Origin of the sequence: Paenisporosarcina sp. HGH0030, from assembly GCF_000411295.1 — a bacterium.
Taxonomy (GTDB): domain Bacteria; phylum Bacillota; class Bacilli; order Bacillales_A; family Planococcaceae; genus Paenisporosarcina.
On record NZ_KE150421.1, the window covers coordinates 2275306 to 2287604 of the forward strand.

At 40.4% G+C, this 12299-nt stretch carries 13 protein-coding genes; 6 read left to right on the forward strand and 7 right to left on the reverse strand.

The annotated features are described in order from the left end of the window. Window positions 1-90 precede the first annotated feature (90 nt). On the forward strand, window positions 91-897 hold the full coding sequence (locus HMPREF1210_RS10820; RefSeq protein WP_016428726.1) for a DUF2935 domain-containing protein: 807 nt from the start codon (window positions 91-93) through the stop codon (window positions 895-897). A gap of 83 nt (window positions 898-980) precedes the next feature. On the opposite strand, the gene HMPREF1210_RS10825 is transcribed toward HMPREF1210_RS10820, so the two are convergent. Further along, the gene (locus HMPREF1210_RS10825) at window positions 981-1268 is read right to left on the reverse strand and encodes a hypothetical protein (protein ID WP_016428727.1); all 288 of its coding nucleotides are present in this window, start codon (window positions 1266-1268) and stop codon (window positions 981-983) included. Between the two features lie 84 nt (window positions 1269-1352). Continuing rightward, complete coding sequence (locus HMPREF1210_RS10830; RefSeq protein WP_016428728.1) at window positions 1353-2177, reverse strand: Ku protein; 825 nt, start codon at window positions 2175-2177, stop codon at window positions 1353-1355. A 114-nt stretch (window positions 2178-2291) separates the two neighbouring features. Here HMPREF1210_RS10830 and HMPREF1210_RS10835 point away from each other — a divergent pair, with 114 nt between their 5' ends. Both HMPREF1210_RS10835 and HMPREF1210_RS10840 read left to right on the forward strand, forming a co-directional pair. Then, window positions 2292-4136 carry a DNA ligase D gene (locus HMPREF1210_RS10835; RefSeq protein WP_016428729.1) on the forward strand — a complete coding sequence of 615 codons (1845 nt, stop codon included), beginning with the start codon at window positions 2292-2294 and terminating at the stop codon, window positions 4134-4136. Window positions 4137-4180: 44 nt separating this feature from the next. Further along, complete coding sequence (locus HMPREF1210_RS10840) at window positions 4181-4405, forward strand: hypothetical protein (protein WP_016428730.1); 225 nt, start codon at window positions 4181-4183, stop codon at window positions 4403-4405. 56 nt (window positions 4406-4461) lie between these two features. Here HMPREF1210_RS10840 and HMPREF1210_RS10845 read toward each other — a convergent pair whose 3' ends face one another. Both HMPREF1210_RS10845 and HMPREF1210_RS10850 read right to left on the reverse strand, forming a co-directional pair. Continuing rightward, window positions 4462-5445: an ornithine cyclodeaminase family protein gene (locus HMPREF1210_RS10845; protein WP_016428731.1), complete on the reverse strand. Its 984-nt coding sequence runs from the start codon at window positions 5443-5445 to the stop codon at window positions 4462-4464. Window positions 5446-5532: 87 nt separating this feature from the next. Further along, on the reverse strand, window positions 5533-6837 hold the full coding sequence (locus HMPREF1210_RS10850; RefSeq protein ID WP_016428732.1) for an MFS transporter: 1305 nt from the start codon (window positions 6835-6837) through the stop codon (window positions 5533-5535). A gap of 172 nt (window positions 6838-7009) precedes the next feature. Between HMPREF1210_RS10850 and HMPREF1210_RS10855 the strand changes: the two genes are divergently transcribed. Together HMPREF1210_RS10855 and HMPREF1210_RS10860 are read left to right on the forward strand one after the other, a co-directional pair. Continuing rightward, window positions 7010-7525 (forward strand): helix-turn-helix domain-containing protein, encoded by a 516-nt coding sequence (locus HMPREF1210_RS10855; protein WP_016428733.1) that lies wholly within the window; start codon window positions 7010-7012, stop codon window positions 7523-7525. Between the two features lie 144 nt (window positions 7526-7669). After that, on the forward strand, window positions 7670-8599 hold the full coding sequence (locus HMPREF1210_RS10860; RefSeq protein ID WP_016428734.1) for a thermonuclease family protein: 930 nt from the start codon (window positions 7670-7672) through the stop codon (window positions 8597-8599). A gap of 180 nt (window positions 8600-8779) precedes the next feature. On the opposite strand, the gene HMPREF1210_RS10865 is transcribed toward HMPREF1210_RS10860, so the two are convergent. Beyond that, the gene (locus tag HMPREF1210_RS10865) at window positions 8780-9967 is read right to left on the reverse strand and encodes a hypothetical protein (RefSeq protein ID WP_016428735.1); all 1188 of its coding nucleotides are present in this window, start codon (window positions 9965-9967) and stop codon (window positions 8780-8782) included. 419 nt (window positions 9968-10386) lie between these two features. On the opposite strand from HMPREF1210_RS10865, the gene HMPREF1210_RS10870 reads away from it, so the two are divergent. After that, on the forward strand, window positions 10387-11484 hold the full coding sequence (locus HMPREF1210_RS10870; protein WP_016428736.1) for an MBL fold metallo-hydrolase: 1098 nt from the start codon (window positions 10387-10389) through the stop codon (window positions 11482-11484). Window positions 11485-11606: 122 nt separating this feature from the next. On the opposite strand, the gene HMPREF1210_RS10875 is transcribed toward HMPREF1210_RS10870, so the two are convergent. Then, entirely contained in the window at window positions 11607-11888 is a 282-nt protein-coding gene (locus tag HMPREF1210_RS10875; RefSeq protein ID WP_016428737.1) for a DUF6509 family protein, read from the reverse strand. A gap of 225 nt (window positions 11889-12113) precedes the next feature. Further along, on the reverse strand, window positions 12114-12293 hold the full coding sequence (locus HMPREF1210_RS10880; RefSeq protein WP_036659562.1) for a hypothetical protein: 180 nt from the start codon (window positions 12291-12293) through the stop codon (window positions 12114-12116). Between the last annotated feature and the right edge of the window lie 6 nt (window positions 12294-12299).

Consider the following 12299-nt stretch of genomic DNA (forward strand, 5'->3'; position numbering starts at 1 on the left):
TGTTTGTAGCTTCAATTTTGTCTAAATTAAAGCATGTTTGACAAAGCCTGGCATACAATTATTTGTAGGCAGACGAACGGAGGCGAATTGATGTCGAACGAGTTTGTGGTAAGGTCATTAGACGAAATTCGATTTTGGGCAAGAATTATGAAAGAACATGCTCTATTTTTAAGTTTAGGATTTTCTGCAAATGACAAAAAGCTTATTGAGGAAGCTCTACAGTTCATTGCTGTCTTTGAAAGAATTGAAGAGCAATTAGCCGGTTACTCAGTGCATACCGATCCACGACAGATTAAAGCTTTCAACACGCAGGTGTATCAAGCAGTTGCATCCATTTGGGCGTATAAGCGAAAAGTATTAGGACTCATTCTTCGTTGTGAAATCACGTCAAATAACTACCCTTTACTGGTTGATCATACGAGTAGAGAAGCCGCTTATTTTGCTAATCGATTAAAAGATTTGAATGAAGGTAAATTACAGCCTTTACCCGAGGCCATCATTGAAGAAAATGTATTCTTCCTTAAGATTATGGCGGACCATGCGAAGTTTATCGGGCATTTATTAGACCCAAGCGAACGAAAATTGGTAGATCAGGCAAGAGAATTTAGCAACGATTTTGATCAGTTAATGTTCCAGGCAATTGACTTGGATAGCATGAGACCACAATCAGAAACGACCCCTCTACTCGATCATTTTTTAGATCAAAATCGGGTGTCCGTCGTTGCATTAAGGGACTTCAAGAAAACAGCCCGTGATTTAATTGAAGCATGCCGGATTAAGAGTGATATTCATCCTCTTTTAGCGGATCATGTTTTTAGAGAAGCCGAACGGTTTATTGAAATCATTGATATTTTCGAGGTAAGTCTTTTAAACCCTAAGCCAGAAGTCAGTTTATAAAGAAGCCGTCAGCTTTAACGGCTTCTTTTTGTTTTCTTTTTAGTTTAGATTATTCAGGCATCACGAATGCAAGATTACCCACATTATTTGAACGAGCGAAAAGTATCGATAAAGGTTTGCGGATTGCTGTGAATGTTAAATGGAAAAACGCCTTGATTGGTATGGAGGTATAAAATTCCCGCTTCTGAAGAAAAAGGCCTGTAGGAAACATCCAGTACCTGATTAAGCGTGAATTTTGTTCTGGCTGTCGTCACGTTTTCAGATGTGATGGTTAGTTCATGATGCGTGGCGATTTTCTGTAGCTTGTAATAAAAGTCGATTTTTCGTTCTACTTCCGTGTAAACAATCATGGCGTGTTGTTCTTTATTCATCACCCGACAACCCTCCTTTGCTTTAATGGTACAGGAGATACGCCAGAAAAAGCAAAACATACAAAGGACCAGGTCCAATGTATGTTAAGACGTTTTTGCCGCTTTCTTCTTTCGGGGAACCGGCTTTTTCTTTTTGGTTTTATCCAGCGACGCTTGAAGTGCAGACATTAAATCGGTCACATTTGAAGGTGCTGCAGCTTGTTTCTCACTCGCCGTTACGGTCTCGTTACCAGTTTTCTTCTCTTCAATCAATTCCATCAGTGCAGTACGGTAGTCATCCGTGTATTTTTCGGGTTCAAACGTCGTCGTTAATTGCTCCACCAATAACAAGGCAGTATCAAGTTCTTTCTGAACGATAGCCGGTTCACTCGGGATATTTGGGACTTCTTTCGCACTTCGTACTTCATCTGGAAAATGAATCGTTTCCATAATTAAAATTTCGTCGTAAACTCGCACTACTGCTAGCTGTTCTTTTGAACGGATCATAATTTTGGCAACGCCAATTTTCCCGGATTCAGTTAATGCTTTTTGCAGAAGGGAATACGCTTTCCCTCCTCCCCCATCCGGCGCCATGTAGTAGCTTCTTTCAAAGTAAATGGGGTCGATTTCTTCCAATTTCACGAAATCAATAATTTCCACTGCTTTGTCTTCATTTTCCTTTTTCAATTTCTCCAGTTCATCGTCGTCCAACACCACAAATTTATTTTTCGAATACTCGTAAGCTTTTACAATGTCTTCGCTTTGTACTTCTTTTTTACAACCGGCACATACCTTTTGGTAATTGATTGGCGTGTTGCACTCTTTGTGTAATTGTCGTAATTTAATATCCTTATTTTCTGTCGCAGCGTGAAGCTTAACTGGAATATTGACCAGTCCAAAGCTGATACTTCCTTTCCAAACAGTATGCATATTCGATTCACCACCTACATTTCTTTTTCTTACTATGCTTTTTTTGCCTATATTTATGTATCAGGTTCGGAAAATTACAAAAGCTAGGAAAAACAATGGAGAGTAGGATAAAAATTGAAGCCGATGCTTTTAACTACTGCAACAGAAATTCCAACAGGAAAAGACTGGTTGTACGAAGTGAAATACGATGGCTTTCGTTGCCTTCTTGAATGGGTGGATGAAACGCCCACTCTCAAAAGCCGGAATGGCAAAGTGCTCAATCCGATGTTTCCGGAAATCATTGATTATTGTCAGGACATTTATGAGAATATCCGCTCATTTTTGCCCTTGATGCTTGACGGAGAACTGGTTTATTTGGTGAATGACCAACAAAGTAACTTTTCCATTGTACAAATGAGAAGCCGCATGCGAACACAAAGCGTCATCAGTAAACATGCTCAGGAATTCCCTTGTCATTATGTTGCATTTGATTTGTTAACCTGCAAAGGCGAAACGCAACAAAGTGTTCCTTTTTCAAAGCGTAAGCAGCTTATGCGTAAGGTGTTTAAATCCCTCAACTTGCCACATTCCGTCGATTATCAGGATTTTGCACGAATTCAAATGGTTGAGGAAAACAAACACAGCAAGAAATTGTGGAATGAAGTAAAAGTAAGTAATGGTGAAGGTATCGTTACCAAAGAAAAAATGAGCAAATGGCAAAGTGATAAACGCACCAGCAACTGGATGAAAATTAAAAACTGGAGATATGTCACGGTCATTTTATCCAAATACGATCACAACAATGGTTTTTTCCATGGATCCATTTATGGCAAAGGACAGTTGATTGAAGTTGTTACTTTTCGCCACGGGCTGAAAAAAGAAGAAATGAATACATTAAGGACGTTATTCGAATCAAATGGCACCTTAATTTCTTCGAATGTATGGGAACTTGAACCATCCATTTGCGTAGAAATTGCATGCATTGATTTCGATGGCAAACACCTAAGGGAACCGCGATTTCATGCATTCGTCTTTGACAAAGACCCTGCCGATTGCGATTGGAAACAAATGCAACGTCAGCTTTATCCTTTACCCGAAAATGTAAAAATCACTAATCCGGACAAGCCCGTGTGGCCATTATTAGGTTTGAACAAAGATGATTACTTACTTTACTTGCAACATGTCTCTCCCCATATGTTGCCTTTCTTGCAGGATAGACAACTGACCGTCATCCGCTTCCCGCATGGTGCTGAAGGTGAAAGTTTTTATCAAAAAAATGCACCTGATACATTTCCGGATTTTCTTGCGACCTCATCAGGAGATGACATCACACATATGGTGTGCAATAACCTGGAATCCTTACTATGGCTTGGGAATCAGTTGGCATTAGAGTTACATATTCCTTTCCAGACAATAGGAACAGAAAAGCCGACTGAGATTGTGTTTGACTTGGATCCTCCATCCGTTCAAGAGTTTTCATTGGCCATAGAAGCCGCGCAGCGAATGAAAGCTATCTTTGATCAATTTGGTCTTGAATCCTTTGTGAAAACTTCTGGTCGCAAAGGTTTGCAAGTTTACATTCCTTTGCCTTTTGATCGTTTTTCTTATACCGAAACACGCGTGTTCACAAAATTTGTTTGTGATTTTTTATGCGAACAGGAACCTCAATGGTTTACAACAGAGCGCTTGATTAAGAACCGCCACAACAAATTGTATTTGGACTATGTGCAGCACCATGAAGGGAAAACCATCATCGCACCCTATTCTGCTAGAGGAACTGAAAAAGGTTTGATTGCCACACCGTTAACTTGGAATGAAGTAGACGATTCCTTGAAACCTGATCTATTTTCCATACCCGCCGTTTTGGAACGCCTGAAAAACAAAGGGAATCCTTTTCGGGATTTCCGGGATGCAGCAGATGAAATGAAGTTTGCCGATGTTCTGAGTCAACTGCAAAAATTAGTGAAAAATAAGGCATAACTCATTTTCAGAGAAACTAAATACTAAAAACAAGGAGGATTTGGATGCAAATTGAAAATCCAATGATTACAGGTGCAGGACTGCCTAGTGATCCACAACAAGCGATCGTGATCTATAACTGCGATTTCTGTAACGGGGAAATTTATGAAGAAGATATCTGCGTGGTGTACGAAGGGTTGATTTTTTGTAGCAGCGACCATCTGGGCGAACATTTGGTGAAACATGACCTTGCCGAAGAAATCACCGCACATACTGAAACTTCACATTGAATGGATTTAACAAAAGAGCATCGGCTTAGCCGATGCTCTTATACTGTTATAAGATATTAAACTTCTACAACCATACCAATCCCTGCTTCTTTTGCTTTAGAATAGACGCCTTTTGCAACAGCAAGGTCGAAATAGGCAGCTCCTACGCATTTGAAGAAGGTGATTTCTTCTTGTACTTCTCTTCCCGACTTCGTTCCAACAACAAGTTCTCCGAGTTGGGCATGAACGTCTTCAAATGACCAGTTTCCACTATCTGCTGCGTGCATCAATTCACCAGCTTCATCTTTTACGCCAGCAAGGTCGTCCACCACAATTTTGCCTGCACTCAACACTGTTGTTTCGTCCACTTCACGCATATGAGGCAAGTAGGAACCTACGCCATTTATATGGGTTCCTGGTTGTAAATCACATCCCATGAATACAGGTTCGTTTGATCGGGTGGCACAGCAAATAATGTCCGCATGCTTCACCGCTTTTGAAACATCAATTTCGATTTCAAAAGGCACGTTCACTCCAAATGTACGTAATTTCTCGCCAAATGCTTGCGCTTTTTCCGGTGTCCGATTAACCAAGATGATTTTCTCGATGGTACGAACCGCCAGCACGCCAAGAACTTGTTCAAAAGCCATTGCACCTGTTCCGATGACTATTAGGATTCGGCTATCTTTTTTTGCCAATAAATCCGTTGCGATGCCACTAAGTGCACCTGTTCGCAGTCGTGTCAAATACGATGCGTTCATCATTGCGACATGCTCGCCATTGGTCGCATCGGAAAGTAGCACGACCCCTTGTGTTGTTGGCTTTCCTTCGGTCGGATTTCCTGGAAAAATCGTTACTACTTTGACCGCTGTTACTTCGCCAGCCATATCGGCACTCGGCATATATAATGCGGATGCTTCGTGTTGAGGAAATTCGAGTACTGTGCGATGGGGGTTATTGATTTTCCCTGCTTCTTTAGCCTTTAATACCGCTGCGATATCTTCAATGGCATCAACCATTTTATAGAGTTGTTGAATCTGTTGTTCGTTGATGATTAACATGGTCTTCCTCCTAACAAAAAACATTACTTCCCACACTAATAAATGATTTCGTGTGGTGAGCTGAACTTAAGAGAAAAAAAGAGCCGCTTACGCGCGACTCTCTTTTCCTACCACGATTCGTTTAGATTGTTGTCGACTGCGATCTTTCACAGCCCAAATTGCAACTAGTGAAATAAGTGCAGTGAACACGATGTAAAGTGCAACCGGTACATACGAATTATCAAAACGTGCTAGTAATGCCGTAGCCACAAGTGGAGCTGTACCACCCGCTAATGCTGCACCGATTTGATAGCCTAATGAAATGCCCGTATAGCGTACTTTTGCATCAAAGATTTCCGAAAACATCGTGCCAAGAACCGCTGTAATCGGTGCCCAAATGATTCCGAGTCCAATAACTGTTGCGATGATCAATAATGCAACTGACCCTTGTTTAATCATCCAGAAGTATGGGAAAGCAAAGAGTGCCATGCCGACCGTACCAGCAACGTATAACTTTTTGCGTCCTACTTTATCCGATAAGTTCCCCATGATTGGGATTAATATCGTCGTAACGACGGTAGCAATCATAACGGCAGTTAATGTAGATGTTCGTGTATATCCTAAATTTGTTGTTGCATACGACACCACGAATGTGCTGAAAATATAGAAAGGTGCAGTCTCCACCACTTTTGCTCCAATAGCTATCAACACTTCACGCCAGTGGTATTTCAGTGTATCTGCAATCGGCAATTTTGGAATATCGCCAGATTCCTGCACTTTTTTGAATTCAGGTGTTTCATCAATGCCTTTACGAATCCATAAACCAAAAATAACTAATAAAGCACTTAAAATAAATGGCACACGCCATCCCCAGGTCATGAATGACTCTTCAGGAAGTAACGTCATCACCCATAAAGCGATCGTTCCCATCAACATCCCGATTGTTACGCCCATTTGCGGGATACTACCAAACAATCCACGTTTTTCAGGTGGTGCATATTCTACTGCGAGTAAAAGTGCGCCTCCCCATTCCCCACCGATTCCCAAACCTTGCACTAAGCGAAGTGTAATCAATAAGATAGGAGCCCAAACGCCTATTGCTTGGTAAGTTGGCAATAAGCCCATTCCAAACGTAGCAATCCCCATTAAGCTTAACGTTAAGACGAGTGTTTTCTTGCGCCCAATGCGGTCACCGATATGACTGAATATCACGCCGCCAAACGGACGGATGAAAAAAGCTAAAGCAAATGACGCATATGCTAATAAAAGTCCTACAGTCGGATCTTCATTAACGAAAAATAGTTGGTTGAAAACAAGTGCAGCAACTGTTCCGTATAAGAAATAGTCAAACCACTCGATTGAACTCCCTACTAAACTCGCAATCAAGATGCGACGGGTTTGTTTTTTATCCATCATAAATCCCCCTTGTGAAAAATGAAAATTGAAGTGACACTTTAATTTATCTTCCGAGATTCATTTTAGACAGTTATAAATTTTCTGTCAATACTTTGTCACAATTTATATTTCATTGCTGTTTGAGTGATGTATTATGAGAGTAAGAGATTAGATGAAGCGAGGAATTCTTATGCCACAAGAATCAATTGGGGATACATTAAAAAGTCTTCGCAAAGAACGGAAAATGACGTTAAAGGCTTTGTCTGAACAAACCGGGGTATCCATTAGTTTTTTATCACAGGTGGAACGGGGAAAATCGAGTGTTACGCTTGAATCGCTAAAGAAAATTGCAGACGCATTAGGTGTAAATCCGAGTGTATTTTTTGCAGAAGAATATTCACATGACAATTTGGCTATCCGAAGAGAGCGTTTTTATTACAAGGACTTATCCCATGGAGTTCGAGATGCCAGCTTTTCCCCTATTTTAGTCACACTTCAACCAGGAGAAAATGAAGGGAATGCATTTTCACACGGTGGACATGAATTTCTGTTCGTAGTAGAAGGCGTATTAACGGTCGAAATGGATGGCAATCGAGCGGAACTCCGTGAACAAGAATCCATTTTATTCGATGCACGTAAGACACATTATTGGTTCAACCATACCGAAAACGATGTACGATTTTTGGTCGTTTCATCGAAAAATTAACCAAACCTCCTCAGAAATCCAGAGGAGGTTTTTTGTGTAGCTTTTCGGTCAATTGGTATGGCAACACACTTTGTTAAATATTATGTTTTATAGACGGAGGTTGTTGTTATACTAGAAAAGGAAATCTCAAGGAGGATATTAAAAGTGACTTTTAGTTTCAAAAATAAATTAACATGCTTGATTGTAGGTAGTGCCCTTATTTTTTCTGGTTGTGGCACGACAAGCATGGACGATGAGAAATATGAGCCTGTTGTAAAAGAGACGACAGACGAAGATTCCGGTTCTGCAGATCAAGAAAGCGTCGTGGACGATTCAAAGCAAGACGAAAAGCCTGCCAATAAAGCAACTACCGGAAAGACAGCGGAAACTAAGTCCGCTACGAAAATCATAACAGCACCTCAACAAGGTACGACGGATCAAATCCCGGTGACATTGGTCTCGACGACGGACGGGGATACGATTCGCGTGATGTATAAAGGCGTGGACGAACCGGTCCGTTACTTGTTAATCGATACACCGGAGACGAGTCACCCACGTTTAGGAAAACAACCTTTCGGGCCTGAAGCCAAGGAGCGAAATCGTGCTCTCGTAAACAGTGGAAAGTTAACACTTGAATTTGATATTGGTGAAAAACGCGATAAATACGGACGTCTATTGGCTTATGTATACGTCGACGGCAAAAGTGTACAGGAAACATTGATCCGTGAAGGATTGGCACGCGTTGCGTATGTCTATCCACCAAATACTCGTCATTTAAATCCTTATGAAGAAGCACAAAAAGAAGCTCAGTCGAAGAAAGCCGGATTCTGGGCAATTGAGGACTACGCCACGGATTCAGGATTTGCAAGCTCATCAAAGACTTCTTCAAAGAGCAGTTCCAGCAGCGATAACTCTTCAAGTTCAACTGGAGGAGCTTCAAATAGTTCTGCGACTACCAATCCCGCAGGAACAACGGAATGGTTCGATAATTGTACGCACCTCCGTACCAAGTATCCGAACGGAGTGCCGAGTGACCATCCGGCCTATCAACCGAAAATGGACCGTGATAAAGACCAATTTGCATGCGAGCGATAGGTTGAATAGTTGCGTGAGTTCAAGATATTCACTGTAATCTAAGATTTGTGCAACCTGGAATGGGATTCTGTCTACCTGGATCGCAATTCTGTCTACCTTGACATCTAATTTTACTAGTAACTCATTTCAACCTAAAAATGACCTTTCCATTCATTCGGAAAGGTCATTTTTGTTTGTCGATTATAGGAATCCAACGAATATACCTGCTAATATAACGGAAACAATCGTTACGGTGATGAAGCCGGCAACCAACATTGGTGGTAACATGTGACTTGTTAACACTTCCCGTTCTCTTTCATCCTGAGTTAACGCATTGATGACTTCGTTAGTGATGATGTAGTCCGCCGGGAATCCGTATAGGGCCGTTAAAGATACGGCAAACGCCATTTCTTTGCTTACTTTTAACACCTTGCCCATGATGAACGAAAACACGTACATGCCAGCTACACCGATGACAATACAGCCAATCAACGGATAGATTAGATCAATCATCATATCTGGCGTTGCTGCTTTCAGGCCGTCCAAAATGAACAGCATTAACCCTAAAACGGCGAATCCGAATCCGTTCGCTTTTTTCAACGGGTGTTTTTCCAAGAATCCTACGCTTCTCGCGATTACTCCAAATAGTAAACAGAGAACAAATGGACTGATGGTCACAAATGGTGCAAGCCATGTAGATACTTGGTACGCTAAAAATCCGACAAAAGCCAAGCGGAAAAATTTGAAGAATTCCGTATTGTATTTTTCAGGCATCCAGTTAAATAATTTTAATTCTCTTGAATGTGTCTCTTCATTTTCTTCCCCTACTTGCTTCAAATCAATTTCCCCATTGCGCAATTGTTGAAGCAAACGTTTTCCTTCTTTTTTCAACATGACTGATGTCAAAGGATACCCTGCGAACCCTTGCATCACGTAAATAACGATGGCGAAAACAGCTAAGCTTGGAAGTCCTGCCTCTGCGGCGCCTTCAGACATAATAAGTGCCGATACAAGCCCGCCCACTAAAGGTGGAATGGCTACAATTATTGTTTCACTGCCGAATAGGAAAGTACCGATTCCAAATAATCCAGCAATGATTCCTAGAATTCCTGCCAATGCAATCAAAATGGTTTTCCACTGGTTTATCAGTTCCTGCAAAGATAGCAAGGTGCCCATATTGGTAATTAACAAGTAAATTAACATGACTGCTACAACTGATGGAATTCCTGATAACTCTACAATGTTTGCGGGAAAGAATGTCCAATAGCCGATTAAGAAAAGAACGGCACTGATAAAAATTGAAGGAACCCACGCTTTCGTACGGATCGCGACGACATCCCCAATAAAAAGAATGAAAACTAAAATACTTAAAGCTAGCATCTGTGACATATTGATTCCCTACCCCCATTACTTTTCTCTTTCACTTCGTTGCACGAAGTAATGTGTACTACAGTAACACGATTCGACACGATAAATATATAGAATAAATAGAATTTAAAGAATATTCATCCATTTATAGCAAATAACATGCATGTAAGCGGATAAATAATGTCTGAACGATTATTTATCGTCATTATGGATTTTGTGGTTTTTGGAATTAAATGGACACTGAAACGATTAAATTTACATAAAAAAACTTCCTCACGTTTTTGGAGGAAGTTGAATGTTTATCGATAACTAGACAGAATAATTAGAGTCAATAAATGCACTTAACCATTTCTCTTAAAATATGACTAATTTCTTTATTTCTTTTATGCTACATATATCAGAAAAATTTTATAACCCAAAACACATTTGAGGTGCCATTGATGAAAAAAACTTTATTCGGAGTGGCAGCATTTGCTACTGCTTCCACTCTCTTTTTGCAGCATTATCCGGCATTTGGGAAAGCTCCGAACGCCAAGAAGAAATTAACATTAATAGCATCCCCCAACTATGAAAAAAACAAATTCAAGAATACCTCAGATACGACTATGTCTAATGATTTAAAAACTTTAGGCTCCATGATTAAAGATTATGTTCAAAAAAATCCTGATCTGACACCAGTTCGATCGCTTCCGATGGAGAATTTCCAATGGAATCACCTTCTTGATTCACAAGCAAATGTGACATGGTTCGGACATTCAACTATATTACTGAACCTTCATGGTAAAACCATCTTCATCGATCCTATGCTTGGTAGCTCTCCTTCCCCTTTTCCTCAGATCGGTGGAAAGAGATATAGTGAGAAATTGCCATTTGACATTAATGATATACCCGCTATTGATATCGTCCTTTACTCTCATGATCATTATGATCATTTGGATATCGATTCTGTTCATTTGCTGAAGCACAAAGTCGGGCAATTTATCGTCCCTCTTGGTGTCGGGAGTAGATTGGAAGGTTGGGGTGTAGCACCTGAAAAAATTAAAGAACTCGATTGGTGGGACACTTTTGACCATTTAGACATTGAATTTATCAGTACTCCTGCACGTCACTTCTCTGGCCGCAGTCTGTTCGATCACAATTCTACTTTATGGGGTTCTTGGGTCTTTCGCAGTGGAGAAACGAGTATTTTTTATAGTGGGGATAGCGGGTATGATACGCATTTTAAAAAAATTGGCGAAAAGTATGGTCCATTTGATTTCACTATGATGGAATGTGGCCAGTATGACGATCGTTGGGCAACCATTCATATGAAACCCGAAGAAACGGTACAAGCCCATCTCGATTTAAATGGTAAATTGATGATGCCAATCCACTGGTCCGCTTTTACACTTGCGTTTCACGCATGGACCGATCCTATTGAGCGCGTCACAAAAGCTGCGAAAGCACGTGACGTAGCTATTACGACACCAAAAATTGGACAGTCTGTTGTAATTGGTTCTGATGACTATCCTGTTGCGGAATGGTGGAATTTGGTATAATTGTTTTTATCAGCAGTCCGGTTATCCGTTATCGATAACCTTAAAATATATTAATAAAAAACCCTTTTTCATCGCTTGATCTTATCTTCTGATAAGAACGAGCTTTGAAAAAGGGTTTTATTTTATGCCAATGTATTTTTGCAATACGCGAGAATTTCTGCCTCTTCATCATCTTCTAAAGCAAAATCCAAAACTTCATTTGAAGCTTTATCGGTAAAATGATACTGCACGATGCGATGTACATCCTCTTCGACAGCCAAAATGACACGCAATTCTAATCCGCCTTCTGTATATAACTCATCATCTTCATCAACTTCAACGGCAAGCAGAAACTCAAAACGGTCTCCAACAATAATGCCCGTAGGGTCGTTCATTTTTTCAACCATGTGATTTGTAATTTCCATGTGGCATTCTCCTTTGTCAGTTCATTGAACTTCCCTCATTGTATACTGACCTGTAGCCACTAAACAACTCTATCGATTATCTTTCCTATTCTTCCCACACATTAAAGACCATTCCGAATGGATCGCGGACATAACAATCTCGTCCTTTTCCTTCCCAGCGAACAATTTCACAGCCAAAACATATGTGTATCTAGGTATGGCTAATTACAGCTAATAGCCTCTTTTTCATTTGCCCTCAAAGTCCTCAGGATAAAAGGCTATATAGTTTAGTCTAGCTATTTCCTCTATTGTAGGTGGTTTCCTTCCAAAATGTTTTACAGCTAATACTGTTAATAGTTTAATACGTTCCCCATTATCCATTTCTTCCATAGCTTTTAATATTTCCTCAGCAGTCATTTTTGACATAGCGGC

What these genes read in the sequence shown, in the direction of transcription:
- HMPREF1210_RS10820 (WP_016428726.1), top strand. Translation starts at nt 91, where the DNA reads ATGTCGAACGAGTTTGTGGTAAGGTCATTAGACGAAATTCGATTTTGG.
- HMPREF1210_RS10880 (WP_036659562.1), bottom strand. Translation starts at nt 12,293, where the DNA reads ATGTCAAAAATGACTGCTGAGGAAATATTAAAAGCTATGGAAGAAATG.
- HMPREF1210_RS10830 (WP_016428728.1), bottom strand. Translation starts at nt 2,177, where the DNA reads ATGCATACTGTTTGGAAAGGAAGTATCAGCTTTGGACTGGTCAATATT.
- HMPREF1210_RS10865 (WP_016428735.1), bottom strand. Translation starts at nt 9,967, where the DNA reads ATGTCACAGATGCTAGCTTTAAGTATTTTAGTTTTCATTCTTTTTATT.
- HMPREF1210_RS10825 (WP_016428727.1), bottom strand. Translation starts at nt 1,268, where the DNA reads ATGAATAAAGAACAACACGCCATGATTGTTTACACGGAAGTAGAACGA.
- HMPREF1210_RS10855 (WP_016428733.1), top strand. Translation starts at nt 7,010, where the DNA reads ATGCCACAAGAATCAATTGGGGATACATTAAAAAGTCTTCGCAAAGAA.
- HMPREF1210_RS10850 (WP_016428732.1), bottom strand. Translation starts at nt 6,837, where the DNA reads ATGGATAAAAAACAAACCCGTCGCATCTTGATTGCGAGTTTAGTAGGG.
- HMPREF1210_RS10845 (WP_016428731.1), bottom strand. Translation starts at nt 5,445, where the DNA reads ATGTTAATCATCAACGAACAACAGATTCAACAACTCTATAAAATGGTT.
- HMPREF1210_RS10870 (WP_016428736.1), top strand. Translation starts at nt 10,387, where the DNA reads ATGAAAAAAACTTTATTCGGAGTGGCAGCATTTGCTACTGCTTCCACT.
- HMPREF1210_RS10875 (WP_016428737.1), bottom strand. Translation starts at nt 11,888, where the DNA reads ATGGAAATTACAAATCACATGGTTGAAAAAATGAACGACCCTACGGGC.
- HMPREF1210_RS10840 (WP_016428730.1), top strand. Translation starts at nt 4,181, where the DNA reads ATGCAAATTGAAAATCCAATGATTACAGGTGCAGGACTGCCTAGTGAT.